The 26,896-nt window shown below is 60.9% G+C and carries 27 protein-coding genes, 1 tRNA gene and 1 pseudogene; 11 read left to right on the top strand and 18 right to left on the bottom strand.

Going from position 1 to position 26,896, the window contains the following annotated elements:
- Nucleotides 1-12: 12 nt before the first annotated feature.
- From ACT53S_RS08445 to ACT53S_RS08420, 6 genes are all read right to left on the bottom strand, one after another.
- A complete protein-coding gene (locus tag ACT53S_RS08445; protein ID WP_476066589.1) occupies nucleotides 13-273 on the bottom strand; it encodes a hypothetical protein in 261 nt (86 codons plus the stop codon).
- Nucleotides 270-461 carry a hypothetical protein gene (locus ACT53S_RS08440; RefSeq protein ID WP_476066588.1) on the bottom strand — a complete coding sequence of 64 codons (192 nt, stop codon included), beginning with the start codon at nucleotides 459-461 and terminating at the stop codon, nucleotides 270-272. Before ACT53S_RS08440 ends, ACT53S_RS08445 begins: the two co-directional genes overlap by 4 nt.
- Nucleotides 458-1,378, bottom strand: coding sequence for a hypothetical protein (locus ACT53S_RS08435; RefSeq protein ID WP_476066587.1), 921 nt, complete (start codon nucleotides 1,376-1,378; stop codon nucleotides 458-460). The genes ACT53S_RS08440 and ACT53S_RS08435 overlap by 4 nt, the downstream gene beginning before the upstream one ends.
- Before the next feature lie 196 nt (nucleotides 1,379-1,574).
- A complete protein-coding gene (locus ACT53S_RS08430) occupies nucleotides 1,575-1,772 on the bottom strand; it encodes a helix-turn-helix transcriptional regulator (RefSeq protein ID WP_476066586.1) in 198 nt (65 codons plus the stop codon).
- Nucleotides 1,773-1,842: 70 nt separating this feature from the next.
- Nucleotides 1,843-2,625: a hypothetical protein gene (locus ACT53S_RS08425; protein WP_476066585.1), complete on the bottom strand. Its 783-nt coding sequence runs from the start codon at nucleotides 2,623-2,625 to the stop codon at nucleotides 1,843-1,845.
- Nucleotides 2,622-2,852 carry a transcriptional regulator gene (locus ACT53S_RS08420; protein WP_476066584.1) on the bottom strand — a complete coding sequence of 77 codons (231 nt, stop codon included), beginning with the start codon at nucleotides 2,850-2,852 and terminating at the stop codon, nucleotides 2,622-2,624. Before ACT53S_RS08420 ends, ACT53S_RS08425 begins: the two co-directional genes overlap by 4 nt.
- Before the next feature lie 96 nt (nucleotides 2,853-2,948).
- On the opposite strand from ACT53S_RS08420, the gene ACT53S_RS08415 reads away from it, so the two are divergent.
- Genes ACT53S_RS08415 through ACT53S_RS08405 form a run of 3 tightly spaced genes read left to right on the top strand, consistent with a single transcriptional unit; the run spans nucleotide 2,949 to nucleotide 4,350 of the window.
- On the top strand, nucleotides 2,949-3,755 hold the full coding sequence (locus tag ACT53S_RS08415) for a hypothetical protein (protein ID WP_476066583.1): 807 nt from the start codon (nucleotides 2,949-2,951) through the stop codon (nucleotides 3,753-3,755).
- Nucleotides 3,752-4,009, top strand: a complete 258-nt coding sequence (locus ACT53S_RS08410) for a hypothetical protein (RefSeq protein WP_476066582.1) — start codon at nucleotides 3,752-3,754, stop codon at nucleotides 4,007-4,009. The genes ACT53S_RS08415 and ACT53S_RS08410 overlap by 4 nt, the downstream gene beginning before the upstream one ends.
- Nucleotides 4,006-4,350, top strand: coding sequence for a hypothetical protein (locus ACT53S_RS08405; protein ID WP_476066581.1), 345 nt, complete (start codon nucleotides 4,006-4,008; stop codon nucleotides 4,348-4,350). Before ACT53S_RS08410 ends, ACT53S_RS08405 begins: the two co-directional genes overlap by 4 nt.
- A gap of 113 nt (nucleotides 4,351-4,463) precedes the next feature.
- Here the strand turns inward: ACT53S_RS08405 and ACT53S_RS08400 are convergent.
- Nucleotides 4,464-4,539, bottom strand: a tRNA-Thr gene (locus tag ACT53S_RS08400).
- 195 nt (nucleotides 4,540-4,734) lie between these two features.
- Here ACT53S_RS08400 and ACT53S_RS08395 point away from each other — a divergent pair.
- Together ACT53S_RS08395 and ACT53S_RS08390 are read left to right on the top strand one after the other, a co-directional pair.
- Nucleotides 4,735-5,508: an NAD kinase gene (locus ACT53S_RS08395; protein WP_476066580.1), complete on the top strand. Its 774-nt coding sequence runs from the start codon at nucleotides 4,735-4,737 to the stop codon at nucleotides 5,506-5,508.
- 7 nt (nucleotides 5,509-5,515) lie between these two features.
- Entirely contained in the window at nucleotides 5,516-6,001 is a 486-nt protein-coding gene (locus ACT53S_RS08390) for a hypothetical protein (RefSeq protein ID WP_113379348.1), read from the top strand.
- Between the two features lie 102 nt (nucleotides 6,002-6,103).
- Here the strand turns inward: ACT53S_RS08390 and prfB are convergent.
- The 3 genes from prfB to ACT53S_RS08375 form a co-directional block, all read right to left on the bottom strand.
- Nucleotides 6,104-7,232 (bottom strand): peptide chain release factor 2 gene (gene prfB, locus ACT53S_RS08385; RefSeq protein ID WP_162750635.1). Its coding sequence is split into 2 segments (ribosomal slippage): nucleotides 6,104-7,162 and nucleotides 7,164-7,232, totalling 1,128 coding nucleotides; the frame shifts between segments, so codons are not numbered across the junction.
- 124 nt (nucleotides 7,233-7,356) lie between these two features.
- On the bottom strand, nucleotides 7,357-9,810 hold the full coding sequence (locus tag ACT53S_RS08380) for a penicillin-binding protein 1A (RefSeq protein WP_113379350.1): 2,454 nt from the start codon (nucleotides 9,808-9,810) through the stop codon (nucleotides 7,357-7,359).
- Between the two features lie 237 nt (nucleotides 9,811-10,047).
- Nucleotides 10,048-11,274 carry an N-acetylmuramoyl-L-alanine amidase gene (locus ACT53S_RS08375; RefSeq protein ID WP_476066579.1) on the bottom strand — a complete coding sequence of 409 codons (1,227 nt, stop codon included), beginning with the start codon at nucleotides 11,272-11,274 and terminating at the stop codon, nucleotides 10,048-10,050.
- Between the two features lie 719 nt (nucleotides 11,275-11,993).
- Between ACT53S_RS08375 and ACT53S_RS08370 the strand changes: the two genes are divergently transcribed.
- Nucleotides 11,994-14,894, top strand: coding sequence for an Rne/Rng family ribonuclease (locus tag ACT53S_RS08370; protein ID WP_476066578.1), 2,901 nt, complete (start codon nucleotides 11,994-11,996; stop codon nucleotides 14,892-14,894).
- Between the two features lie 93 nt (nucleotides 14,895-14,987).
- Here the strand turns inward: ACT53S_RS08370 and ACT53S_RS08365 are convergent, their stop codons facing one another.
- Complete coding sequence (locus ACT53S_RS08365) at nucleotides 14,988-15,545, bottom strand: GNAT family N-acetyltransferase (RefSeq protein ID WP_476066577.1); 558 nt, start codon at nucleotides 15,543-15,545, stop codon at nucleotides 14,988-14,990.
- Nucleotides 15,546-15,666: 121 nt separating this feature from the next.
- Nucleotides 15,667-16,824 carry a pyridoxal phosphate-dependent aminotransferase gene (locus ACT53S_RS08360; RefSeq protein ID WP_476066576.1) on the bottom strand — a complete coding sequence of 386 codons (1,158 nt, stop codon included), beginning with the start codon at nucleotides 16,822-16,824 and terminating at the stop codon, nucleotides 15,667-15,669.
- Nucleotides 16,825-17,016: 192 nt separating this feature from the next.
- Here ACT53S_RS08360 and ACT53S_RS08355 point away from each other — a divergent pair, with 192 nt between their 5' ends.
- From ACT53S_RS08355 to aat, 5 genes are all read left to right on the top strand, one after another.
- Nucleotides 17,017-17,778: a DsbA family protein gene (locus ACT53S_RS08355; protein ID WP_476066575.1), complete on the top strand. Its 762-nt coding sequence runs from the start codon at nucleotides 17,017-17,019 to the stop codon at nucleotides 17,776-17,778.
- Between the two features lie 138 nt (nucleotides 17,779-17,916).
- Nucleotides 17,917-18,357, top strand: coding sequence for a type II 3-dehydroquinate dehydratase (gene aroQ, locus ACT53S_RS08350; RefSeq protein WP_142069453.1), 441 nt, complete (start codon nucleotides 17,917-17,919; stop codon nucleotides 18,355-18,357).
- A 22-nt stretch (nucleotides 18,358-18,379) separates the two neighbouring features.
- Entirely contained in the window at nucleotides 18,380-18,862 is a 483-nt protein-coding gene (gene accB, locus ACT53S_RS08345) for an acetyl-CoA carboxylase biotin carboxyl carrier protein (RefSeq protein WP_113379357.1), read from the top strand.
- A gap of 4 nt (nucleotides 18,863-18,866) precedes the next feature.
- Nucleotides 18,867-20,219, top strand: coding sequence for an acetyl-CoA carboxylase biotin carboxylase subunit (gene accC / locus ACT53S_RS08340; protein WP_476066574.1), 1,353 nt, complete (start codon nucleotides 18,867-18,869; stop codon nucleotides 20,217-20,219).
- Between the two features lie 5 nt (nucleotides 20,220-20,224).
- Nucleotides 20,225-20,839, top strand: a complete 615-nt coding sequence (aat, locus tag ACT53S_RS08335; protein ID WP_476066573.1) for a leucyl/phenylalanyl-tRNA--protein transferase — start codon at nucleotides 20,225-20,227, stop codon at nucleotides 20,837-20,839.
- A gap of 67 nt (nucleotides 20,840-20,906) precedes the next feature.
- Here aat and ACT53S_RS08330 read toward each other — a convergent pair whose 3' ends face one another.
- The 6 genes and pseudogenes from ACT53S_RS08330 to ACT53S_RS08305 form a co-directional block, all read right to left on the bottom strand.
- Nucleotides 20,907-22,544 (bottom strand): AAA family ATPase, encoded by a 1,638-nt coding sequence (locus tag ACT53S_RS08330; protein ID WP_476066572.1) that lies wholly within the window; start codon nucleotides 22,542-22,544, stop codon nucleotides 20,907-20,909.
- 217 nt (nucleotides 22,545-22,761) lie between these two features.
- Nucleotides 22,762-24,246: a phospholipase D-like domain-containing protein gene (locus tag ACT53S_RS08325; protein WP_476066571.1), complete on the bottom strand. Its 1,485-nt coding sequence runs from the start codon at nucleotides 24,244-24,246 to the stop codon at nucleotides 22,762-22,764.
- A 202-nt stretch (nucleotides 24,247-24,448) separates the two neighbouring features.
- Nucleotides 24,449-24,928 carry a VOC family protein gene (locus ACT53S_RS08320; RefSeq protein WP_476066570.1) on the bottom strand — a complete coding sequence of 160 codons (480 nt, stop codon included), beginning with the start codon at nucleotides 24,926-24,928 and terminating at the stop codon, nucleotides 24,449-24,451.
- Between the two features lie 288 nt (nucleotides 24,929-25,216).
- Entirely contained in the window at nucleotides 25,217-25,456 is a 240-nt protein-coding gene (locus ACT53S_RS08315) for a hypothetical protein (protein WP_476066569.1), read from the bottom strand.
- A 487-nt stretch (nucleotides 25,457-25,943) separates the two neighbouring features.
- Nucleotides 25,944-26,378, bottom strand: a pseudogene (locus tag ACT53S_RS08310) (DUF2155 domain-containing protein); the annotation flags it as partial.
- A 110-nt stretch (nucleotides 26,379-26,488) separates the two neighbouring features.
- Nucleotides 26,489-26,887, bottom strand: coding sequence for an NADH:ubiquinone oxidoreductase subunit NDUFA12 (locus tag ACT53S_RS08305; protein WP_113379365.1), 399 nt, complete (start codon nucleotides 26,885-26,887; stop codon nucleotides 26,489-26,491).
- Nucleotides 26,888-26,896: the final 9 nt, after the last annotated feature.

Raw genomic sequence — 26,896 nt, 5'->3', positions numbered from 1 at the left:
AACCGGTCACGATCATGCCACCACGACGAGATCCAAGATCGGCCCGAACTCGCTCCCCAACTCTTGAGCCTGCTGAATGGCCTCGTCATAGCTGGGGCCCGACCACATCAGGATCCGGCTATTGGGCTCGACGGCCTCGACAAAGAACAGCTCTTGCCCTCGGTCGTGAGGGGATGGCCGATAGCCGTTCGCGTCGATGATGACGGTTCGCACGAGGCGCCCATACGAGATCTCGATACGGCAAGGGGCTGGGAATGGGATCACATTGGTCATGCCGCCTCCCCAGGCTGCCGATCGCGGCGAATGCGCCCGGTGATGATCTGCCCCTCGATGCGCGGAGGAACCCGACCGTCAAGCATTCCCTCGACGAGGGCGATCACCTTGGCCTCAAACCGCCAGCGCGCGTCAATGACGTTCGAAGGCCGGTTCTCTGCCCATACGAAAAGATCAAGCTGTGTCATGCCGCTGCCTCTCCCTTTACCCGGTTCAACATTCCCTCGATCATTCTCGGCGTAAGGACGCCCTCTTTCAACATCGAACGTAGGCGGTCCCGCATAACGGGGTGAACCGTTCGACCTTCACAGATCATCGACACCATGTCGTCAGCCTCCTCGTCGTTGCGTGGGACTGGCAAGGGCTCGTTTTCATCGTCACCACCCCTTGCAGAGGCGTAGCTGTTTGCAGCGTCATCGAAAGAAGGATCATCCCCTATAGAGATACCCTCCTCTTCAGAGAGAATACCCTTGTTCAGGTGTTCCCCTTCATATGTTCTCTTCATATGTTTACCCGCCAATTCTGTCGGGTCATGATCCGCCAATTCTGTCGGGTCATGACTACGCACGAATGTCGGGTCACTATGCGAGTGATCCGCCAATTTTGTCGGGTCACTTTGAGGGCCAAACATACGGCGCCGGTCCCGTTCCTCCGCCCTCAGCTCGCGAAGGCTATCGACGTAGCTGAGGATGCTCTCGATCTTCTTCACCGAAACGCGAAGGCGATAGAAGTTCGTCGTTGTCCTGCCTCGGCGAATGACCTCAAGCCATCCAGCCTCTGCAATGCGCGGAATGGTTCGCTCTACCGTTCTCACGCTGATGCCCAGCTCATCCGCAATGTACTGATGCCCCGGATCACAACGCCCGGTGTCGAAGTTCAGGCAGTCGACAATGAGCTGCAGGATCTGCTTTGCCGTCCGGTTCATTCGGCTGTCGCGGTCTTTTCGCACCCAGGAGGTAAACTCAGCCTTGGATGCACTGAATTGCTTTCGCAACCCATCGTACCGCGCTTTGAGATCGGCAGGCCACTCCTCTTTGTCCTTCATCCGATCGGCCACCTCACGGGGCAGGATCGGCAACAGATAGTGTCCATCTTCAACGATCAACCAAAGGCCCTCCGATTGATGCGGAACCGGCGAGCCATGGCACAAGCCTCAGTCGCCTCCAGAGCCGTCAGGTTGAACCGGGAGCGCAGCAAGGGGATTACCCCAGCCGGCGCGTCGGGCTGCTCACTGAGCCACTGAGCGGCGACTATGACCGCTTCGCTGTGCTCGTGCTCGGGTGCTGTCAAATCGGCCCTCGTCATGCGCGGGCCTCCATCTGCTGGCGTTCCCAGGCCTCAATATCGGCCAATCGGTAGAACTTCCGATTTCGGATCCGCATTGGCTTAGGAAAGCGGAGTGCTTCATCCTTCTCCCAGCGCCACAGGCTCATTTCCGAAATGCCGAACCGCTGCAAGACTTGCGGCCCGGAAAGATAGATCTCTTGCGTCGCGTTCATTTGCGTTAGCCCTCGTAATTAACGATGGCTATCTAGAAATCACCTATTGCCGCCGACTTCAAAATGGTCGTTAGAGGCTTTTATCTGCGTCTAACGTGGCTCGCGGCATGAAAGGTTCGAACACCTCGCGGATCTCTTCCACCTTCTGTTCGTTACGTCGAACCCATTCCCGGATCGCATTCGGCTGCTCGTCATAGCCCAATGTCATAGCCTGAAAAAAACGGATCAACGGGCCGTTGGCTTGCCCTTCTTGATCCGAGGAGGTCGCAACAGGCTTCTGCATAACGAACTTCCAGAAGCCAAGGATAGTCAGCCAATAAACGTGCCTATATCTGTCAGCGCGGTTGGATCCCGGCTCGAAAGGAGAACTCTTCGCCGACGTCAGCCACTCAATCTGTTCGCGCGCAATTGATTGCAGCAGCTCGAGATCACGCTGAAAGCTCTCTAGGTACAGGTAGTCCTGGGGTTCAGGATCTTCCTGATCAACGTTGTCGCCCCAGTACTCGCGGGTAGAGCTTTCATCGATCACCTCGTCCGCCAATTCTGCCTTGAGGGCGGTGACGAGCTCCGCGATCCTCCTTTCCTTCTTCAGGCGATCCGCGCTGAAGTTGGCAACGGCACCCGCCTCCACGTAAGCCAATATCGAAGAGAGGGCGATGTTGTGCCAGCGACTATAGGCGACGCCGATGTTCCCAAGCCGGTCTGGCACCGAACCGGGAATAAGATGGGCAAATCGCTCCATTCGCCACACTCCGAACACGGCTTCAAATTCAGCGGTCTTGGCTGGGTTTTTGAGGAAATCCGGGTTTTCCGGATCATCTTTCCAAGGCAGATCCATTTCGGCTTCCGTCATTTCGGCAGCCTCAGGCGCGCCCCTGTATAGTCGCCGTTGGTGATCTCAACATCGTGTGCAGCATATGCGGCTTTGATCTTCTCCTTCGTGGTCTCAGTTGCGGCGCCGGTAGTCTCGAACCGGTGAACCGTCGAGAAGGCAATGCCGGCGTTATCTGCCAGGTCTCGGACGGACCATTTCAGGATCGCGCGGGCTGCTCGGTTAGCTTCTGGGGTGAGTTCGGCCATTCTTCCTCGCTACAGGTGTATTCAAACTTGTTGACGTCGCTACAAGCGTAGTCTATGAATACAAGTGTAGTCACTAATTAGCAAGAGGACTTCCGAATGACACATGACATCACCCGCCGGGCACTCCTCGGCAGCCTTCCCGCTGTAGCAGCGGCGACGGCTATTCCTGCAGCCTCCCATGCAACCGCAACGCATTCCACCTCGACAGAGAACACGGCGCTTGCTGAAGCCTACGCCGATCTTCTCAAGGCTCATTCGGAGCATCTGGACGCAAAGAACGCGCTGGAATGGCTGGCGGACGAATGGAAGCACCGGTGGCCGCTCGCGCCGATCGAGATCCTTGGACTGCCGCACGCTGATCGCCACCATCGCGATGACACCAACGCGGAACGTGATTTGATTTGGCGATACATCTACCGAGACAATGCAGAGATGCGCAGCCGGCTTGCTGCCGATTTCATCGAGAAGACCCCGAAGGCCTGCTGGTCGGTCCAGACTGCAGAAGAACTCACCAAGCTTGCGGAGTTCTGGGAAGGCGCAAAGGTTCGCGGGAAGTCGGAGGCATCGCGCGGCAAGTCGGCGGCATACAATGCCAAACAGGCACAGAAGGCCCGTGAGGCTATCCCGCTTGCCATTGAATACGAGCGGCAGACGGCGGAAGTTCGTCGCCTGTCAGGCGTCAACGCCTTCCACTGCCGCGTTGCCGACAGCCGGGCCGCAATGCAGCGTGCCGCAAACCGCGTCTATAGCATCCCGGTTACCTCGGCTGATGATCTCCAGCTCAAGGCGGAGGCCCTGAAGATCACCAATCCGGAAGTCTTCCAACTCACCGAGATTGGCGGCCTTGGCCCGCTTCTCCGTATCGCGCAAGACGCAATTTCCCTGAAAGAGGTAGCAGCATGACACCCCCAATGAAAACCCAGGCCTTCGAACTCGTCTGCGGCATGGAGAACAATCTTGGCACGATCGACGATCTGCTAACCGCTCTCGATGCCATGGCTGAAAGCATACATGACGCCGGTCTGCCGTGTGTTGCGTCATCCCTTCAGCGGATCGTGAGCATTTCGAAAAAGGAATGCGCCGCAGCCGAAGACGCTCGCGGCAAGCTTTTCCACATCACCCATCCGAGCAATCTGAAAGCGGAGCAGGCAGCATGACGATTACCCCGACCGTTACCCTCGACGATATCGCAGCCCAGGTTCGCGATCTCTCCCGGCTCTTGGCCGTCATCCGCGATGATGTGTTTGAACTGGACTATGGCCCGAAGAGCGAGGGCACGAAGAAGGCGATGATCGATCGCATCCAGTCCCTCACCACGATCGCCTGCGACACGGCAGAGCGAACCGCCGATCAGATCGAGGAGCATTATCAACAGATCCGGCAGGCGCCCGTGATGGTGCAGCCGATACCCGACGAGCTTTTGCAGATCGGCGCGGAGATCTTGGCGCTGAATGAGAGGCTGAACCGGCGACGAGAAGAGGCCGGCAAGGCGCATTGATTTGGTGAAGCGGGCGTCCAGACATGAGGCGCCCGTTACCCTATTTGATACCCGGAAAAGAAAAAGGCCCCGATGAAGGAGCCTTTAAATCGACCTAAGCCGTTGAAATCTAATGGTGCCCCCGGCAGGGTTCGAACCCGCGACCCCCTGATTACAAATCAGGTGCTCTACCAACTGAGCTACAAGGGCAGTGAGCGCTCTTTAGGCGGAAACGGGTTTGCCGTAAAGCAAAAAAACGGCGCAAGGTTAGCGTCTATGGTGAACGGCACTCCCGCAGTCGTGAAGGCTGGTTGGCGGAAGGGCGAACCGTTTGAGGCTGCAAAAGACTTGTGGTTACAGGTATTTGTCATGTACCACTGGCGCCTTGATCCACAAGGGCCTGCCATGTCGCGCACGTTTCGGTCTCTGTCCTTCATCGCGTCCCCCACGGAGGAAGCGCAAGCTTCCCGGCAGGATCTGATTCGCGTCTATGGCGACACCGATCCACGCGATGCCGACGTGATCGTCGCGCTCGGCGGCGACGGGTTCATGCTGCAGACCCTGCATGACACGATGAACAGCGGCAAGCTGATCTACGGGATGAACCGGGGGTCCGTCGGCTTCCTGATGAACGACTATGCCGTGGAGGGTCTGCACGAGCGGATCGCTGCGGCTGTCGAGAACGATTTCCATCCCCTGAAGATGACGACGGAGAATGCCGATGGCTCGACGTCGTTTGCCCTCGCGATCAACGAAGTGTCGCTTCTGCGGCAATCCTATCAGGCCGCGAAGCTGCGCGTTCTGATCGACGGCCAAGTTCGGCTGGAAGAACTGATCTGCGACGGCCTTATGGTGGCAACCCCGGTCGGATCGACCGCCTATAATCTGTCGGCTCACGGGCCGATCCTGCCGCTCGAGGCGCCACTTCTGGCGCTGACACCGGTGAGTGCCTTCCGTCCGCGGCGCTGGCGCGGGGCGCTGTTGCCGAACAAGGTGACGGTTGTGCTGGAAGTTCTGGAGCCGGAAAAGCGGCCCGTGAACGCCGTTGCGGATCATTCGGAGGTGAAATCAGTTCTGAGGGTAGAAATTCGTCAGTCCGAGGACACGACGGCGCATATTCTGTCGGATCCGGATCGCTCGTGGTCCGATCGCATCCTTGCCGAACAGTTTTCCGATTGAGGCGCCGATGAAGAGCGTAACCGCCAGCCTGCTCATCTTTCTCGCCGCGACCTCATTGGCGTGCGCAGAGGATATCGACCAGTTGCCGGTCACCGCAACCTTCGTCGTCAGCGGCGGCTACTGGGAGGGTGGCGTTGACGGGGCTCCGGGTGCGACGGCAGGAGCAGCCGCCACCTCTTCCGCGAATGGGCGTGGCTATTACAAGCTGGTCGCCATACGCCAGCCGGACCGGACCGCGCGCGTCTATCTGCAGATGATCGCGGCTGAGGAAGCCGGGCCACGCCTGGTCGAGAGCGTCGAGCTGGAAGAATTCACGGCCATCAAGCCTTACGTCACGGGCATCCAGCCGGAGAGTACGAGCGGCATGTCGGGCACGCCCGGCTTCATGGCCACGGTCTATCTGCGCACGGATCCGGCGCGTGATCCGGTCGAGGAATGGACGGTCCTGATCGACGAACTCGGCGACATCCGGGTTGAGCGCGCGAGCAACTGACTGCGCGCCGCGCACTCGCTGATCGGACAACCCATCACAAATAAAAAAAGGCGGCGTGCCCGGGCACGCCGCCGTTCGAATTTGAAGTTCCAGATCCGCCGATCAGTCGATATCGGCGACTTCCGATGCCTTGCCGCTGATGCGGTGAGCCAGAGCCGCTTCCATGAACTCATTCAAGCCGCCGTTCAGGACGCTGTCCGGATCGGTGCTTTCGACGCCCGTGCGCAGGTCCTTGACCAGCTGGTAAGGCTGCAGAACGTAGGAGCGGATCTGGTGTCCCCAGCCGATGTCCGTCTTGGAGGCGGCTTCGGCATTGGCCGCGGCTTCCCGCTTCATCAGTTCCGCCTCGTACATGCGGGCGCGCAGCATTTCCCAAGCCTTGGCACGGTTCTTGTGCTGCGAGCGTTCCTGCTGGCAGGCAACCACGATGCCGGTGGGAATATGCGTGATGCGCACGGCCGAGTCGGTCGTATTGACGTGCTGGCCACCGGCGCCCGACGAACGATAGGTGTCGATGCGGCAGTCGCTTTCGTTGATCTCTATGTTGATCGAGTCGTCGACGACCGGGTAGACCCAGATCGACGAGAAAGACGTGTGGCGGCGGGCGTTCGAATCGTAGGGCGAGATGCGCACAAGACGGTGTACGCCGGATTCGGTCTTCATCCAGCCATAGGCATTGTGGCCCTTGACCAGGATGGTCGCGGACTTGATGCCGGCTTCTTCGCCGTCATGCACTTCGAGGATCTCGACCTTGAAGCCCGAGCGCTCGGCCCAGCGGGTGTACATGCGCAGGAGCATGTTGGCCCAGTCCTGGCTCTCGGTGCCGCCGGCGCCGGAATGGACTTCGACATAGGTGTCGTTGCCGTCGGCTTCGCCCGACAGCATGGCCTCGACCTGGCGACGGGCTGCTTCGGCCTTGAGCGCCTTCAGCTGCTCTTCGGCATCCTTGACGACCGATTCGTCGCCTTCTTCCTCACCCATCTCGATCAGTTCGATGTTGTCGTTCATCGCCTGTTCGAGACGCTTCACGCCGGTGATGTTGTCGTCCAGCTGCTGGCGCTCGCGCATCAGCTTCTGGGCTTCCTGGGCGTCGTTCCAGAGGTTCGGATCTTCGGCCTTGTTATTCAACCAGTCCAGTCGTCTTATCGCCTGGTCCCAGTCAAAGATGCCTCCTCAGCAGGCTTATGGCCTGCTTGATTTCGTCGACTACGTTCTCGATTTCATTCCGCATAAGTCTGGTTCTCAACCTCGATGAAATGCGCCTCGATGAGAGACAGGGCAAAAACAGGCCCTTCGAATAGTTGTGCCGGCCCCTGATGTAAAGGGCCGGCTCCGAAGGACGTAGAGGGGTCAGGTCAGAAGAGGCCGCCGGCACCGGAGGTGACGGCCTGGTTGGCCTGCGGCGAGGCCTTCAGGATCTCCTCGGGCGGCGCATAGCCGTCCATGCCGATGACGGAGAGCGAATCTGCAGGGCCGGTGCCCGGCTTGAAAGCCTCGATAATGGTGTCCGGCTCGCCCTCAAGCGCGAACATGCCGGTCGTGCGGTTGACCGGGATGAAGCTCATGCCGGCCGGCACGAAGAACTTGCCGGGCGGCGTGTTGCGGGTGGCAGCCTGCATGAACTCGTTGAAGATCGGGGCTGCGAGCGAGCCACCGGTCGAACCGCGCCCGAGAGGGGCCGGATTGTCGAAACCGATATAGACACCGGCGACAAGGTCAGGGGTGTAGCCGACGAACCAGGCGTCCTTTTCGTCATTCGACGTGCCGGTCTTGCCAGCGACCGGGCGGTCGAGCTTGATCTTGCCAGCAGCCGTGCCGCGGGTGACGACACCTTCCATCATCGAGGTGATCTGGTAGGCGGTCATCGGGTCGAGGACCTGCTCGCGATTGTCGACGACCGTCGGCTCTTCTTGGCCGTTGAATTCTTCCGCATTGCAGCCCTCGCAGATGCGGTCCTCGTGGCGGAAGATCGTCTTGCCGTGGCGGTCCTGGATTCGGTCGATCAGCGTCGGCTTGATCTGCTTGCCGCCGTTGGCGAAGACGGCATAGGCAGAGACCATACGCAGCACAGTCGTTTCACCCGAGCCGAGCGACATGGCGAGCACCGGGTTCATCTTGTCATAGACGCCGAAGCGCTCGGCATATTCGGCCACCAGGTTCATGCCCATGTCGTTGGCCAGGCGAACCGTCATCAGGTTGCGCGACTTCTCGATGCCCATGCGCAGCGTCTGGGGACCGGCCGAACCGCCGCCATAGTTTTGCGGGCGCCAGACCTGACCGCCGGAGACGAATTCGATCGGCGCGTCCATGATGACGGAGGCCGGGGTGTAGCCGGTGTCGAGGGCGGCCGCGTAGACGAAAGGCTTGAACGAGGAACCGGGCTGGCGCATGGCCTGGGTGGCGCGGTTGAACTCGGACTGCGAATAGGAGAAGCCGCCGGAAATGGCGAGCACGCGGCCGGTGTGCGGGTCCATGGCGACCAGTCCACCCTGAACCTTCGGCAGTTGCCGCAGGCGATACGAGTTGCCGTTCGGCTCCAGCGGCTCGACATAGATGACATCGCCGGCCGACAGGACGCCTTGCGGCGATTTCGCCGACTTGCGGTCGCCAGAGGCCGAGCGGTAGGCCCATTCCATGTTGTCGGGTTCAATGCGGCCGCGCAGGCGTTCGGCGGCGACCTTGCCGCCAGCTTCCTTCACCGGCTGAAGGCCGATGTCGACACCATCGGCAGAGACGTCGAGCACGACGGCGACCTTCCACTCAGGGACATCGGCCAAGGCTGGAATGTCCGCGAGCGGAACGCCCCAGTCCGGGGTAGTCGGAATCTGCTTGATCGGTCCGCGGAAACCGCGGCGCTGGTCGTAGGTTAAGAGCGTCGACTGCAACGCCTTTCGGGCAGCAACCTGCATATCGGGATCAAGCGAGGTGCGGACCGAGAGGCCGCCTTCATACAGCGCCTTGTCACCGTATTTCTCGATGATCTGGCGACGGACTTCCTCGGAGAAGTAATCCGACGCGAAGAGATAAGAGCCGGTGCGGCGGACCTTCACGCCGAGCGGCTGCTTCTTGGCGGCCTCACCCTCCTCGCGGGCGACGAAGCCGTTTTCGACCATACGGTCGATAACCCAGTTGCGGCGCTCGATAGCGGCCGCTTCGCGACGGAAGGGGTGATAATTGTTCGGCCCCTTGGGAAGCGCTGCGAGATAGGCGGTCTCCGCGACGGTCAGTTCGGTCACCGACTTGTCGAAATAGGTGAGCGCGGCGCCAGCGATGCCGTAGGCATTCATGCCGAAGAAGATCTCGTTCAGATAAAGCTCGAGGATCTTGTCCTTCGAATAGGTCTGCTCGATGCGGAAGGAGAGGATGGCTTCCTTGATCTTGCGGTCCATCGTCTGGTCGGAGGAGAGCAGGAAGTTCTTGGCCACCTGCTGGGTGATCGTCGAGGCGCCGACCGGGCGACGGCCGGAGCCGAAGTTCTGCAGATTGACCAGGATTGCGCGGCCGAGACCATAGATGTCGACGCCGGGGTGGTTGTAGAAGTTCTTGTCCTCGGCGGAGAGGAAGGCCGCCTTGACGCGGTCCGGGATCGCCTGGATCGGCAGGAACAGCCGGCGCTCGCGGGCATATTCCGCCATCAGCGCGCCGTTGCCGGCATGGATGCGGGTGGTGACGGGCGGCGCGTAGCTCGCCAGGACCTCGTAGTTCGGCAGATCCTTGGTCATCCCGTTCAGATAAATGGCGACCACGACGGCCAGGCCAAGCGCCAGCACGGACGCCAATCCGAAGAGATATCCAATCAGTCTGATCATGTTCCGCTACCGGCTATGGCTTCAGGGTCAGCGCGCTGCCAAAGCTTCGCACACCCCGTGGCGTTTTGCACGTCATGCGATGGTTGGCAAGACATGCGAGACACTCGCACGGGCAAAGCGATTCGAGACGCGACCTGCCCTTCGAGACGAGGATCCGAGTAACGGGCACATTGTGAGGAAAATAGGGCCGACTGGACGAACTTCCTCGCGGCTCAACAGCTTACACGTCCGTGTGACCTATCCGCCATTGGCGACAAGGGGTGCCCGGTAACGCTTGACGGCCTCGACGAGCAGGTCGGCAACCTTTTCGCGCCAGACGGGATCGAGCAGCAGCTTCTCGTCGTCCTTGTTCGAAAGGAAACCGAGCTCGAGCAAAATGGACGGCACGTCCGGCGCCTGCAGGACCCTGAAGCCTGCGTGCCTGTGTGGATTGTTGATCAGCGAGATCTGCCCCTCGAAGGAGCCGACGACCGCCTGGGCGAGCGAAATCGAAAACGCCTGCGTTTCCCGGCGCGTGAGATCGAGAAGGATATCGTTGACCTCGGCCGTCTCGGCGGGCAACTCGACCCCACCCAGAGTATCGGAGAAATTCTCGCGCTCGGCGAGTTGTGCCGCCATGTGGTCAGAGGCCTTGTCGGAGATCGTGTAGACGGTGGCGCCACGGATATCGCTTTGGCGAAGCGTGTCGGCATGCAGCGAGATCAGGAGTTGCGCGCCTTTCTGTCGGGCGACGACGACGCGCTCGGAGAGCGAGAGAAAACGATCCGCGTCGCGGGTGAGAACGGCGCGGATACCGGGCTCCTTGCCGAGCTTGTCGTGCAGAACCTTGGCGAAGGCGAGCGTGATGTCCTTCTCTGCAGTCTTGGTCGTCGCACCGGTGGCACCGGTATCAATGCCGCCATGGCCGGCATCAATGGCGATGACGAATTCGGAGGCCGAAGAATCGGCGGACGGCTGCGCCGGATCAATTGACTTCGGAGCCTCAGCGGGCGGCGTCCAGGTCTGGGCGGCCACCAGGGCGGCAAAATCCTGCTGCGGGACGAGTTCGGCATCGAGAACCAGGCGAAAACCCTTTCCGTCCTCGTTTGCCACCGCTTCCGCCGTCACAAGACGTGCCGGACGGGCTGCGGTGAGAACGAGGCGGGCGGAGTTGTCATCGACGGAACCATAGCGGATATCGCTGAACAGGCCCGTTGGCGCCAAGTCTTTCTCCCGGATTCCGAAGGCGGTTGCCGGAAGGTCAATGACGATACGGTCCGGGCTTGCGATGTAGCGGACCTTGAATTCCGGCTTCCGGTCGAAATCGAGAACGACGCGGGTGCGGGCGTCGTCACCGGCAATGCGAGCGGCATAGGCAAGCAACCGTTCCGTCGGCGCGTCGGGAGAGGATGCGAAGGCTGCGCCCTGCCCTGCCAGAACAGCGAAAAGGATCCAAAGGACCGTCAGGACGATTCGGCCGGACAAGGCCGCCTTTTTTCCGACCGCGTGCAGAAATCCGCTATTCAAATCCCGTCCCCATCGCGCGGGACAATCAGCTGTGACCGATGTCACATCCGCCATCCCTGCGCAGTTTCCCTCGATTGCACGCCGCTTGCATTGCCCGGATGACCAAATCATGACGGAAAATCATGTCCTGTGACACGTTTTCCAACTGAATCACCGCGATTGAAGCAATCGCTCTAATCGACTGCCATTATGGCATAAATCCGTTTGCTCTTGCTATTGTGACGGAGAAAACATACAAGGCAAGCGAGGGATAAAAGTGCAAACGGGATAGAGTTTCCGCCTACGGCTGCCAACCTCAGACAATGGATTTGGCGCCTGTTCAACCGGACATTCATCTGCCGTCTCCGCATTTTTTCCTGAAACTGGTTCAACACGCCGACCAGGTCGGCACATCATCGGTGGCTCTCCACCAACAGCTCCTTACCGAGCATTCATCGGATCCCGAGGGGTCCATATCATTGTCGTTGACGTACGGTATTTGATGTCTTTGCAGCAGGTTGACATGACCAGGAACGGACCGGGATCGGAAAGAGCCCCGGCGTCCGTCCGTATGCTGCAAACCCGGTCTTCCGTGCGTCCACATCTATATCCGGCGCACAGTCCGCTAGGTTCCAGCCGCTTCTTTGTACAGCGCGCGGGTGGACCACCGACCGAGGGCGCCGAGGAGCACAGCTTAAATGGCAGACAAAATGCTGATCGACGCGTCTCACGAGGAAGAGACGCGCGTAGTCGTTGTTCGCGGTAACCGTATTGAAGAATTCGACTTCGAGTCCCAACACAAGAAGCAAATCCGAGGCAACATCTATCTGGCGAAAGTAACGAGGGTCGAACCCTCGCTGCAGGCCGCTTTCGTCGATTACGGCGGCAACCGCCACGGCTTCCTGGCCTTTGCCGAAATTCACCCCGACTATTACCAGATCCCGCTCGCCGATCGCCAGGCACTGCTTCGCGCCGAAGCCGAAGAGCATCGCAAGGAAAATGACGTCGAGGGCGACGAAGTCTTCAACGATCCGGCCCTTCAGGAACAACCCGACATCGGAATTCCAACGGCTCCGTCCGTCGCTTCGGCGATCGTCGACGAGGTTGCGGCCGAACTTGCCGCCGAAGCCGATGCAGACGTGGCCGGCGCGGCGCCTGCCGAAGCAGAGGCTGCTGCCGAAGAGCCAGCTGCCAAGGCCAAGCCGAAGCGGGTCCGCAAGCCCCGCGCCAAGAAGGCCGCAGCAGAAGAGACGGCTGCCGAGGAAGGCAGCGAAGGCTCTGACGACGTGGAAGGCGGCACGATCGCGGCCATGGTAGACATGGACGAGATTTCCGAGGACGCCGGCGGCCGCCGTGGTCGCAATGACGACGACGATGACGACGACGACCATGTCGAGGAAAAGGAAGAGATCGAATCCGTCGGCGCCGAAGACGCCATGGAAGAGGTTCCGGATCGCGTCGTGCGCAAGCCGCGCAAGCAGTACCGCATCCAGGAAGTGATCAAGCGCCGGCAGATCCTGCTGGTGCAGGTCGCCAAGGAAGAGCGCGGCAACAAGGGCGCTGCCCTCACCACCTATCTTTCGCTCGCCGGTCGCTACTCGGTCCTGATGCCGAACACGGCGCGTGGCGGCGGCATTTCCCGCAAGATCACCCAGCCGACCGACCGCAAGCGCTTGAAGGAAATCGCCCGTGGTCTCGAAGTGCCCCAGGGCATGGGCGTGATCCTGCGCACCGCCGGCGCCAACCGCACCAAGGTCGAGATCAAGCGCGACTTCGAATATCTGATGCGTCTGTGGGAGAACGTCCGGACGCTGACGCTCGCCTCGACCGCGCCGTGCCTCGTCTATGAAGAGGGATCGCTGATCAAGCGCTCGATCCGCGACCTCTACAACAAGGACATTTCCGAGATCATCGTCTCGGGCGAAGAAGGCTATCGTGAAGCGAAAGACTTCATGAAGATGCTGATGCCGAGCCATGCCAAAGTGGTTCAGCCCTATCGCGACCTGCATCCGATCTTCGCACGCTCGGGCATCGAAGCCCAGCTCGACAAGATGCTGCAGCCGCAGGTGACGCTGAAATCCGGCGGCTACATCATCATCAACCAGACGGAAGCGCTGGTTTCGATCGACGTCAACTCCGGTCGCTCGACCCGCGAATACTCGATCGAGGACACGGCCCTCCAGACAAACCTGGAAGCGGCCGAGGAAGTGGCGCGCCAGCTGCGCCTGCGCGACCTGGCCGGCCTCATCGTCATCGACTTCATCGACATGGAAGAAAAGCGCAACAACCGCGCTGTCGAGAAGAAGCTCAAGGATTGCCTGAAGAACGACCGCGCGCGCATCCAGGTCGGCCGCATCTCGCATTTCGGCCTGCTCGAAATGTCGCGCCAGCGCATTCGCGCCTCGGTGCTGGAATCGACGACGCAGGTCTGCCCGCATTGCGCAGGCACCGGTCTCATCCGCTCGCAGTCTTCCGTTGCCCTGCATGTCCTGCGCGGCATCGAGGAATTCCTGCTCAAGAGCACCACGCACGACATCATCGTGCACACCACGCCGGAAACGGCGCTCTACCTGCTCAACCAGAAGCGCGACACCATCGTCGACTACGAAGGCCGCTTCGGCGTTTCGATCGTCATCGACGGCGGCATGCCGGCGCAGCATGGCGGCTCGCAGCACTTCACCATCGAACGCGGCGAAGCCGTCGAGAACCCGGTGAAGATCGAGAGCCTGCTGTCGCTTCTGCCGGAGATCGAGGAAGAGGACGATTACGTTCCGGAGCCGGAGGAAGAGGATGAGGAAGAAGTTGTCGTCGCCGCCAAGGCCGAGAGCGCACCGCAGCAGCAGGCGCGTGGCGAAGGCGACGAGCATGGCAACCGCAAGCGCAAGCGCCGCCGTCGCCGCCGTGGCAAGAATGGCCAGAACGGCAATGGCGGAGCCGAAAGCCACAGCGCCGGCGACAATGGCAGCGATGCCGATGACGAGGATGGCGACGAGGGCGACGACGACAGCGTCGAGACCAATGGCGAGGCCCGCGCCGAGAGCGAAGGCGACACGGTTGGCGAAGATGGCCAGAAGCGGAAGCGTCGTCGTCGCGGCAAGCGTGGCGGCCGTCGCAACCGACCGGGCGAAGAAGGCACGTTGGACGCCAATGGCGAAGAAGGCGACGATGCCGACAGCGACGACGAAACGGCCGTTGAGGCTGCCGACGAGCGTGTTGTGGAAGTGACGCCGGTGATGGCAGCCATCGAGGAAGAGGCCGCTACGGTTGCCGACACGCCGAAGCCGCGCCGAACCCGCAAGGCAAAGGTTGTCGCCGAGCCTGTTGAAGCCGTGGTGAGCGAGACGGTTGCTGCTGCCCCGACGCCGGCTGCCGAACCTGTGCCTGCCGCAGAACCGGTTGCTGCGGTCGAGCCGACCGTCGAGGCCCCGGTCCAGGCGGAAGAGCCTGTCGCTGCCGACGAGAAGCCGGTCCGCGCCAACCGCGAATCCAACGTCACCTTCTCGGAGCCGGTCGTGACATCGGCCAAGTCGAGTGAGGAGACATCCGACCCGTCCAAGCCCAAGAAGGGCGGATGGTGGCAGAAGCGCGGTTTCTTCTGAGAACCGCCCAGCATATTCTGAAACGTCGAAGGCCCCGCTCGCGGGGCCTTCTGCATTTTGTGCCGGACAATGTTTCGCTGGACCCTCGCCGGGTCAGCCGGCAGGACGAAGCCGTGTCATGACCTGCGTCGGCTTGTCCATGAAGGAGGCGACATGGCTCGCTCGGTAACCGAGCTTTGCCGCCACACGCATCGACCCCTGGTGCGCTGGGTCGAATATGCAGACGGTTTTCGGATCGGTAAAATTCCGATCGGCCCAGTCCAGGGCCGCCGTCATCACCTCCGTCGCAATACCCTGGCCATGAACCTCCGGAGCCAGCACCCAGCCGGCCTCTGGCGTCTCTCCGAGCGGTGGCTCGATGTCGCGCTTATAGTTGGCGAAACCGACCTCGCCAATGAAGTGGCCGGTGTTACGATCCTCGATCGCCCAGTAGCCGAAACCGAGCGCCTGCCAGTGACCGATATAGCGCAGAAGCCGGCTCCAGGTTTCGCCTGGCGTCGAGGGGCGACCGAGGATGTAGCGGGTGACGGCGTCCTCACTCCACATCGCAACCATGGCATCGAAATCCGCGATGCGGTGGCCGCGCATGCGGGTGCGGGCGGTGAGGATTTCGGGCGCAGTGCCTGGCGGGGGAGACGAGAGTGTGGTCATAGCGGTACCTGCCTTTCAGCCTGTCGCGTGTTCACAGGCTGATTCAAGGCCTTGTGAGAATGAGTCAGAAAACGCCGCCAAGCCGCTGGCGCAGAATCCATTTTGCGAATTGCCGAAATGCCTAGGCCAACCATTTCGCCAATCTGTTGGTTGCCTCGACCATGTCCTCCATTGTGCCGGCATAGGAAAGACGCAGGGCCAAGTGGCCATCGAGGGGATCGAAATCGCGGCCCGGTGTGACCGCCACATCCGTCTCGGAGAGGATGCGTTTGGCGAATTCCATGCTGTCATTCGTGAAGCGGCTTGCGTCCACATAAGCGTAGAATGCCCCGTCCATCGGGGAGAGCAGAGGCAGGCCGAGTTCCGGCAGGCGCGTTGCCAGGAAATCGCGATTGGAGCGGCAGGCGGACTTATAGCTCTCCAGTTCATCCGTGGCTCCGAGGGCCGCGACTGCGGCGATCTGCGACAATTCCGGCGCCGAGATGTAGAGGCTCTGGGCAAGGCACTCGACAGGGCGCACCAGCTCTTCCGGCAGCACCATCCAGCCGATACGCCAGCCGGTCATGCAATAGTATTTCGAGAAGGAATTGATGATCACCGCCTCGTCGCCGATTTCCAGCGCCGTCGTTTCTTCCGAACCATAGGTCAGGCCGTGATAGATCTCGTCGGAGATCAGCGTGATCCCCTGCCCCTGGCAGTACCGATAGACATCGGTGAGCTGGGCACGGGTCGTGACCGTGCCGGTCGGATTGGCAGGACTTGCGAGCAGCACGCCTTTCAGCCGCACGCCCGCTTCTGTCTGCGCCCGTTCAAGACTGTCCGGCGTCAGCGTGTAGCCTGTGTCGGCACCGACGGCGACTTCGATCACCTTCAGGCCGAGTGCGGAGAGGATGGCGCGGTAGGCCGGATAGCCGGGGCGTGCGATCGCAACCGCATCGCCGGCATCGAAGAGCGAGAGGAAGGCGAGGTTGAAGCCGGCGGAGGAGCCCGTGGTGACGACGATGCGGTTCCAGTCGATGGTGACGCCGTGGCGACGGCGGTATTCCTCCGCCAACGCCTGTCTCAGCGCCGTCATGCCGAGCGCGTCGGTATAGCCGATGCGACCGCCTTCGAGCGCTGTGCGGGCAGCAGCAAGCGCTGCCTGCGGGGCCGGATGCCCCGGCTGGCCGACGGCCATGGAGATGGCCGGGTGGCCTTCGGCCTTGCGGCGGGTGGCTTCGGCCAGAATATCCATGGCGTGAAAGGGTTCGACGGCACTGCGCTTTGAAATCGAGATCAAGGTTTCCTACTCCGCGATGAAGTTTGCCAGACATTTGCCGCAAAGCGCGTTGCATCACAATGGAGGCTTTGGGATCGTCGCTTCAAAAATGGGATTTCCCTTGCCAAGGCTTGCCGTTACGCTAGGCATGCGCACCGTGCCAGGATCGGCCGGTCGAACGATTTGTTTGCAGATACAAGGACGAGACAGACCATGGGCCTGAACTTCAAGATGATCGCCGCGACCGCCGTGGCTCTCCTGCCGGCCCTGATGCCGCTTCCTGCCTCAGCCCTTGATGACGCTGAGAAAAAGGAAATGGGCGCATTCATCAAGGAATATCTGATCGAGAATCCGGAGATCATGCTGGAGGTGCAGGACGCGCTGCAGAAGAAGCAGGAGGCCGCGCGCAGCCAGCAGTCGGCCGCCGCCGTCTCGACCAACAAGGACACGATCTTCCAGTCCGGTCATGATCTTGCCATCGGCAATCCGAAGGGCGACGTGACCGTGGTCGAGTTCTTCGACTACAATTGCGGCTATTGCCGGCGCGCCCATCCCGACATGGAGGCGGTGCTCGAGAAGGACAAGAACATCCGCTACGTGCTGAAGGAATTCCCGATCCTGGGGCCGGATTCGCTGGCCGCCCACAAAGTCTCGGATGCCGTGCGCAAGCTCGCACCGGAGAAGTATGGCGACTTCTTCCGCGCCATGATGACCTCCGGTGAGCGCGCCGACGAGGCGAGCTCGATCGCAATCGCCGTAGGCCTCGGCGTCACCGAAGAGGCGATCCGCGCGAAGATGGCCGAAAGCCCGAACGAGGATTCCGTCCAGGAAACCTACGCACTCGCCACCAGCCTCGGCATTACCGGCACGCCGTCCTATGTGATCGGCAACGAGATGGTGCCGGGCGCCGTCGGCTCTGCCACGATCGAGGAAAAGGTCGGCAATGTGCGCGCCTGCGGCAAGGCCACCTGCTGAGGATCGATCCGCTCAAATGCCCGCCGACTTAACCTTATCCCCGATTTCCGGGGATGGGGAACCGTGATCCGGCCTAAGGGCTTTCCCTACAAGGGCTCTCGGTCTATAGGAGGCGGTTGAAAGTCGACGGAAGCGTAGATGAGCAAAACCATTTTCGTGCTGAACGGCCCCAATCTCAACATGCTGGGCAAGCGGGAGCCGGGGATTTATGGCGGCAAGACGCTCGCCGATGTCGAGGCCGATTGCCTGAAAGCGGGCGCGGAACTCGGACTGACCGTCGATTTCCGCCAGTCCAACCACGAGGGCGACCTTGTGAGCTGGATACACGAGGCCGGCGAAAAGGCGGTCGGTGTGGCGATCAATGCCGGAGCCTATACGCATACCTCCATTGCCCTGCACGACGCGATCAAGGCCGTCTCGCCGCTTCCGGTGATCGAGGTGCATATCTCGAACGTGCATGCACGAGAAGAATTCCGCCACAAATCGATGATAGCGCCCGCGTGCAAGGGCGTGATCTGCGGTTTTGGCCCGCAAAGCTACATCCTGGCGCTGCAGGCGCTGAAAACCATCACGCAATAACAAGAATACAGGACATCCATCCATGGCTGACAAGAAGACGGGTATCGACCAGGCGCTGATCCGCGATCTCGCAAACATCCTCAACGACACGGATCTGACCGAGATCGAAGTGGAGCAGGACGACCTGCGCATCCGCGTTTCGCGCAACGGCACCCCGGTTGCCATGCCGATGCCGGCCTACAACTACCAGGCGCCTGCCGCTGCGGCTCCGGCTGCTGCTGCAGCACCTGCCGCTGTTGCCGCACCCGCTGCCCCTGCCGGCCGCGACCTCTCCAAGGCCGTGACCGCGCCGATGGTCGGCACCGTCTATCTGTCGCCGGCGCCGGGCGCCCGTCCGTTCGTGGAAGTCGGCTCGACGGTCAAGGAAGGCCAGACGCTCTTGATCATCGAAGCCATGAAGACCATGAACCAGATCCCCTCGCCCAAGTCCGGCAAGGTCGTCGAGATCATCATCGACGATGCAAGCCCGGTCGAGTACGGCGAGCCCCTGGTCATTATCGAGTAAGCCGATGAGCGGTATCTCGAAGATCCTCATCGCCAACCGTGGCGAAATCGCGCTGCGCGTCCTGCGGGCCTGCAAGGAGCTCGGCATTGCGACCGTGGCCGTCCATTCGACGGCGGACGCCAATGCCATGCATGTGCGCCTTGCCGACGAAAGCGTGTGCATCGGCCCGCCGCCGTCGCGCGATAGCTATCTCAACATCCACCAGATCGTCGCGGCCTGCGAGATCACTGGCGCCGACGCCGTGCATCCGGGCTACGGCTTTCTCTCTGAGAACGCCAAGTTCGCCGATATCCTCGATGCGCATGGCATCACCTTCATCGGACCGACGGCCGAGCATATCCGCCTGATGGGCGACAAGATCACGGCCAAGAAGACCGCTGTCGAACTCGGCATTCCCGTCGTTCCCGGCTCGGACGGCGAAGTGAAGCCGGAAAACGCGCTGGAAATCGCCCGGCAGATCGGCTTCCCGGTTCTGATCAAGGCGACCGCTGGCGGCGGTGGCCGCGGCATGAAGGTCGCGAAGACCGAGGCCGAGCTCGAAGAGGCCGTTTCGACCGCCCGTTCCGAAGCGCTCGCCGCCTTCGGCAACGACGCCGTCTACATGGAAAAATATCTCGGCAAGCCGCGCCATATCGAGGTGCAGGTTGTCGGTGACGGCGCGGGCAACGCCATCCATCTCGGTGAACGCGACTGCTCGCTGCAACGCCGTCACCAGAAGGTCTGGGAAGAGGCGAACTCGCCTGCGCTTAACGTCGAGCAGCGGATGAAGATCGGCCAGATCTGCGCCGACGCCATGAAGAAGATGAAGTACCGGGGCGCCGGCACGATCGAATTCCTCTACGAAAACGGCGAGTTCTATTTCATCGAAATGAACACCCGCCTGCAGGTGGAGCATCCGATCACCGAAGCCATCACCGGCATCGACCTCGTGCACGAGCAGATCCGTGTTGCCTCCGGCGCCGGCCTCTCCGTCACGCAGGACGAGATCGTCTTCTCGGGTCACGCCATCGAATGCCGCATCAATGCCGAGGATCCGCGCACCTTCGTGCCCTCGCCCGGCACGATCACGCATTTCCATGCACCGGGCGGCCTTGGCGTTCGCGTCGATTCCGGCGCCTATGCCGGCTACAAGATCCCGCCTTACTATGACAGCCTGATCGGCAAGCTGATCGTGCATGGACGCACCCGCGTCGAATGCATGATGCGTCTGCGCCGTGTGCTCGACGAATTCGTCGTCGACGGCATCAAGACGACGCTGCCGCTCTTCCAGGATCTCGTGTCCAACCAGGACATCGCCAACGGCGACTACGACATCCACTGGCTGGAGAAATACCTGGCCGAAACCTCGGCCACGTAAAGACCATGGCTGGGCGACGCAGCAGGGACCGAAGCATTACGCCGGAACTCCTGCTGCGCGCCTACTCCATCGGGATGTTCCCGATGTCGGAATCGGCCGATGACCCCGAACTCTTCTGGGTCGAGCCGGAGATCAGGGGCATCATCCCCCTCGACGAATTCCACGTCTCCGCGAGCCTTTTGAAGGCGATCCGCAAACGCCCCTTCGACATCCGCTCTAACACCGCCTTCGACCAGGTGGTGGACAAATGCGCGGAAGCGGCGCCTGACCGGCCGAGCACCTGGATCAACCAGACCATTCGAGAGCTCTATGGCGCGCTGCACCGGCTCGGCCACGCCCACAGTGTGGAGGCGTGGGAGGGCGAGGAACTGGTCGGTGGCCTCTACGGGGTGTCGCTGGGCTCGGCGTTTTTCGGCGAGAGCATGTTTTCACGGCGCACAAATGCGTCGAAGATCTGCCTCGTCTATCTGGTGGAGCGGCTGAAGAGCCGAGGGTTTACGCTCTTGGATACGCAGTTCACCACCGAGCATCTGAAGACGTTTGGGGCAGTGGATATTCCGAAGGAGGCGTATGGGCTGTTGCTGGATAAGGCGATGGAGGGGGATACGGTCAGGTTTTGAGGGGGTGGCGCGGGGGAGATATTGTGACTGTGCGTCAACAAACGCCTTTGCTGGTCAGAAATCTAATTCACTTCGCTAAGGCCGCAGGTAATCCGCCAAAGAAGCTAATCAAGAGGTTCTTCATCGTCGAATCGTCAGTTACCAACTTCCGTACCGCAGCTTCATATTGGTCCTTGTTTTTGAATTGCAGGGAGCTGACAATGCCAACCAGTGCCATTGTCTCCCTAATTGGGTATCGCGCGATGATCTTGGGCACGTCGCCAGTTTCGATCCAAGCCTCCAGTTGCGCACGCTCGGCTGTATAGAGCGCTTGGGCATCAAGTGTGATTGAGACATTGTCTCCAGCCTGGATCTTTCTCCAATCCGGCATCTCCAAGCCGATCAGGTCCTTGACTGCTTGCTCCGTCATACGTGCCGCCAACCTGTCCGCCTCTGAGGAGACTGCGGTCAAGAGCTTGGCCCAAGCCGCATTCACCATGTGATTTGCATCGCCAGCGATTACATCGCATTGCCGCTTGGCAACGGCCTCTACAATGGTCGGATGATAATAAAGCGCTTCAACCGAGTAAACTGAAAGCGGAAAGACACCGCGTGCCTCAAGTTGCGATCGCTTTGACGTTGATATTTGGTCCTGATCCACGATGCCGAAAGCCTGAACCCAAGCCAACTCGCTTGCATCTCGGACGCTAGTTACTGCGTGCTCTACATCCCTAGCTGTTGCACGCGGAAATATTGTTACTCCCGGGAACAGGACTTCGTATAGCGGCTTATCAAGGCTAGCTGACGTACCTTCGATGAACAGCATTTTGCGTCTGGAACCTATGACCGCTTCCTTTGTCGCATCATCGATTTCGATACCCGGCTCCAGTACATCGAGGTCCCACTTGCTAACATTATCGTTCACGCTGATTGAATCGCGAACTAGAACAGTCCTCGCGCGCGGGCAGTTCACGGGCAGGGAAAGCTCGTGAGTTGATATAATGAAGACGCAATCGGCACGCTTGCTAAAAAGCTGCAACAGTAACGGAGCAACGATTGAGGCGTGCAAATGTCGTTCAGGCTCATCAATCAAGATCAACGAACCCTCTCTAGCGGTAAGAACCGTACCCGCTATTAGCAACGCCGCTCTCTCGCCGTCCGATAAGGATGCAATGCTGTAGATTGGTCCACCGTTTTTGCTCGCATAGATCGAACTGTTTTCCCCGATCGAGAACTTGATTGGAACACCAGATCCATGGAACAGACTGCTGATTATCTCCAACGGAGGATTTTCAGTAGCAAGTCGTTCAGCTGCGGCACTGTTCCCCGCAGCTGCTTCCTCACGCACTTTCCGTGAGAGTGCGTTATCAGCTTCAATTAGGTTAGCAATGACCAGACCACTTCGAATTGAAGAATTCCATTCTTTCCATCGAGCGTTCGCTTGCTGATCTTGGCCTTTTATATTCCGTTCGTTAGCCACTTTATCTTGAGGCGAAAAGGGGACAAAATTACTCTCCATCCATGTTTGTCGATGCGCTGCAATTCGGACAGCGTTCGCGTGGTTGTTGTGGTAAATCTGTAGCATTAACCCCGATTTTCCCGCTCCATTTGGGCCAACGACAAACAAGGGCGCGTCGCGGGAAACGGGCAAGGTTTTCATTCCGCCGCTCAAAATATCTACGGCCGTGTAATAGGTAATTTCGACTTCGTTTGCCTCTGTCTGCATTGGAATTCGTAGCTCCCAAAGTGTGGTGTGGTAAGCAAATGATCATTGACCTTTGCATCACGCATCGATCTTCGCCACGGGGGTTTTACTCACCTTTATCATCGCCTCAAAGAGTGTAGATTCTTCTCCGCCCGAGGCCCTGCGGTGACAATCCGACAGCACACTTTTCCGGTGCTTCAAGACTCCTTGGATAGCATCCCGGCGCACGCATCGTCAGTCACGTCGAGCCCCTCCGCCGCAACGGCCGCTTCAACCTCCCCCGAAACAGCCCCCGCTTCTCGATCGGCTCGAACACCGCGTCAGACCCCTCGGGGTCCAGGATCTCGTGGTCGGCGAGCCATTTTTCCAGGTCGGAGATTTCGGGCGTCTCGTAGGGCCTGAGCGTGGCGCTGCCCGCCTCGGCGTTTTGCGCGCGCATCCTCTCGATCGCTGCGATCAGCGAGCCGCTTTGTCGGATCGCCTGATCGACCGTGTCCGGCGTGGCGCTCAGATGTTCGGCCAGGAGGTCGTTGCGGAAGCGCGTGATCTTGCGCGAAAGCTCTTCCGAGCCGCCCGCTTCCAGCGCGACGTCGCATTCCTGGTCGAAGCGCATGGAGCGGTTGTTGATGTTGGAGGAGCCGACGCGAAGATACTGGTCGTCTATGATCATCAGCTTGGCATGCACGTAGATCGGCTGCCCCTTGGCGGTGACCGGGTGATAGATCCGGAAGCGGCCGTAGGTGTCGTGGCGGCGCAGCGATTCGGCGAGGCGGGCGCGGGCCGTGTCCATGGCGATCTGGCCCAGCCAGTTGTCCGAGGTCGTCGGATTGATCAGGACGAATTCCGGTCCATCCGGCTCGGCCAGCCGACGCGCGATCGCCTGGGCGATGGCGCGGGAGGCAAAATACTGGCTCTCGGCATAGACCACCCGTCGCGCGGAATGGATCATGTCGAGATAAAGTTTTTCGATCTCGGTGACGGCGCTCTCCTCTTGATAGGAAGGGCTCGTGCGGGCAATCGCGAGGTCGACCGATCCAAAGGAGAAGTTGGGCGCGCGTTCCGGCGCGGGGGCCACGTCCGTCACGAGCGGCACCGGCTTGCCGCCGGCGCGGGTCCAGCGGTGGCGGCAGAGTTCGCCCAGTGCGCGGGCGGCGGGACCTGTGAAGCGGCTCGATATGTCGTGCCATGGTCCATAAGGCGTGCCGTTGGGGCGGCGGCGGTCGGGGTCGTCGTCGAGATGCTCACGGGTATCCCAGCGATCGAGCGTCACGTCGATGCCGCCGCAATAGGCGACCGTGTCGTCGATCACCAGCATCTTCTGGTGATGCGAACTGCCGAGCGGATGTTTGTCGTCCAGACGGACGGAGATCTGGCGGTTCCATTTCCAGCGCAGAAGGTAAGGAAGGTTCGAGGGTCTTGCCCAGCTGGCAAGCGGCGCCGGGCTCCAGAGCAGGATGCGGATTTCGAGACCCGGTGTGCGGCGCGCCAGCCAAAGGAGGAAGTCGCCGACGCGGCGCGGGGCGCCGTCATCCACCCTGGGGTGACCGAGCGTGATGGAAGCATCGAAATCCCAGCCGACAAAGAAGATCGTGCGTTTGGCCGCCATCATCGCGGCGCGGATCGAGGTGAAATAATCGTTTGCATCGATGAGGATCGAGAATTCGTCCGCCCTTTCGGTCCGCCAACAGTTGTCGGAAGGCGAGAAAATCGTTTGAAGCGCCATCAATTACTCCAGCCACCGGGTCGCCGAGATCAGCTCGTGCGCGCGGCCTTGCGTCCAGTCTCCGCGATCGCAGCGTCGCACCGGCCTACAACGCGCAACGGCGCCTTAAGGCACAAGGAAATTCGAGGAAGGCTCAAAAAAATATTCGGGTAGAGCGATTTATCCGGTCGATCGGAGCCGCCCATGAAAGGGGTGGCTTTGCTCACCCCCGCCGCGCCGCCTCGATTTTCGCGACATCGATCTTGCCCATCTCCATCATCGCCTCGAAGGCTCGCTTCGCCTCGGCGCCACCGGCCGCCAGCGCCTCCGTCAGCACGCGCGGGGTGATCTGCCAGTTGATGCCCCATCCGTCCTTGCACCAGCCGCAGGCGCTTGCCCGTCCGCCATTGGCGATAATGGCGTTCCAGTAGCGGTCGGTTTCCTCCTGATCGTCGGTTGCGATCTGGAAGGAGAAGGCTTCGGAATGTTTGAAGGCGGGACCGCCGTTCAGTCCCAGGCAGGGAATGCCCGCGACGGTGAAGTCGACGGTCAAGACATCGCCCGCCTTGCCGGAGGGGTAAGCGGAGGGCGCGCGGTGGACGGCTTGGACTGCGCTATCGGGGAAGACGGTCGCGTAGAAGCGGGCGGCGTCCTCTGCTTCGCGGTCATACCAGAGGCAGATGGTGTTTTTGGGCGTGGGCATGGGTTCTCCTCCCAGAGATGCGGATTGCGGGGCATTGCACGCCTGTGTGGGGGATGGGTCAAGGGGAAATGGAAGACCACGGATTGGGGAAGTCCCCTCTGGCCTGCCGGCCATCTCCCCCACAAGGGGGGAGAAGATATGGGGCCGGCGTCTCGCGCCGCCGAAAAAGATGTTGGTTTGTGACTGCACACGATGCCGCCGTCGGACGATCACTACGCGGGGACACGCATAGGCCGGTTAAGCCCTCCCCCTTGTGGGGAGGGTGTGGGAGGGGCTTTCGCCGGCGCTTCAGTTTACCGTCAGATCCGCCGTCTCGCCGAAGGCGATGATCAGTCGGGGGCTGGTCATGTCGCCGCTCTCTTCGTCGACCTGGATCGCATAGGCGGCGACGCCGAGGTGGCGGGCGGACATGGCAGAGGCGATCTTCTCGGCAGAGGCGGCGCTGGAGGCCTGGCGCATCTCACCGGGGACGATGCCGCTGCGGTTCTTCTTGAAGGGAAGGACGATGAATTTTTCGGCGAGCGACATGGCGAGAACTCCTGTTTGTTCTCTCAATGTTCTCATTTGCGAAGGATGTCAATGGAGAAGCATGGGAGGGCGTGGATACCCCCCTCTGCCCTGCCGGGCATCTCCTCCACACCGGGGAGAGCAGTTCACGGCCTCAGTAGAGCCCGACGCCACCGGGTGGGGTCGGCGGGGGTGCGAGCGGCTGCGGCTCGCCCTGAGAATAAGGGTCGCCCCCCTGGAGCGCCGGATCGCCATCGACCGGATAACCATCCGGCGGCGGCAGCGCGCCGCCATAGCTTTCATCCGGCACCTGCTGCGGCGCATCGAGCGGCGGGACCGTGCCTGGCGCAGGCTGGGCCGGGGCGATGTCGCTCAGCGGCGCCGTGTTCGGATCGGTCGCGGGCACGGCGTTGGGATCTCTGGCCGCGGAAGCATTCGGATCGGCGGTCGTGGTTGCGGCTGGCGCTGCGGTCGGGGCAGCATCCGGCTTGGCCGGTTCGGGCGCAAGCTTTGCGGCAGATTCAACGCCGGGCGGGGCCGGCACGTCGGACTTCACTTTGCAGCCCGTCAGCCAGACGTCATAGATCGGATGTTCAACGGCATTCAGCGCCGGGCTGTCAGCAAACATCCAGCCAGAGAAGATGCGGCGGATCTTGCGGTCGAGCGTGATCTCGTCGACCTCGATGAAGGCATCGATCTTCTGTGCTTCCGCCTCGTCGCGCGAATAGCAGACCTTGGGCGTCACCTGGAGGGCGCCGAACTGGACCGTTTCGTTGACATAGACATCGAAGGTGGTGATGCGGCCGGTGATCTTATCGATGCCGGCGAATTCGGCGACGGGGTTTTCGAGACGGGCGGCATCGGCCTTGCCGGCAAGGCCAAGGGAAGCCACGGCAGCAAGCCCGACAACCGGAATGGCCCATGCCCATGCACTCAACTTCATCGTCCCGCTCGCTTTCGTGGTGGACCCACCTGGCCCCATAATCCGGGGGCCAGATACAAGAAGGGCCCCGTTACAGAGGCCCTAATGCCGGATTATGGCCAAATCGGGTATCAGCTGCCCGGCGTCCAGGCGTCATAGTCGCCGGTGACCCGGGGCCGTTCGCCGGCAGCGGCGATCGAACCCTGCGGGCGATAGGCGGCCGCCGTGCCGGTCGGGTTCGGGCGGTGCGCCTTTTCCCATTCGCGGGGCTTGTAGTCTTCCTTCGACGGCGGCGTGTCGGTGCGGTAATGCATCCAGCCGTGCCAGCCCGCAGAAATCTTCGAGGCTTCGGCGTAACCGTTGTAGATCACCCAGCGCTTCGGCTGGCCCCAGCTCGTCATCGGGCCTTCATAATAGACATTGCCGAACTCGTCTTCGCCGACGCGCTTGCCATGGCGCCAGGTGAAGAAGCGGGTCCCCATGGTCTGGCCGTTCCACCAGGTGAAGAGCTGCAACAGAAACTGCTTCATGTCGTATCC

The sequence above is a fragment of the Allorhizobium sp. DMC15 genome, from assembly GCF_056314065.1.
This window is presented reverse-complemented; position numbering and strand designations above follow the sequence as displayed.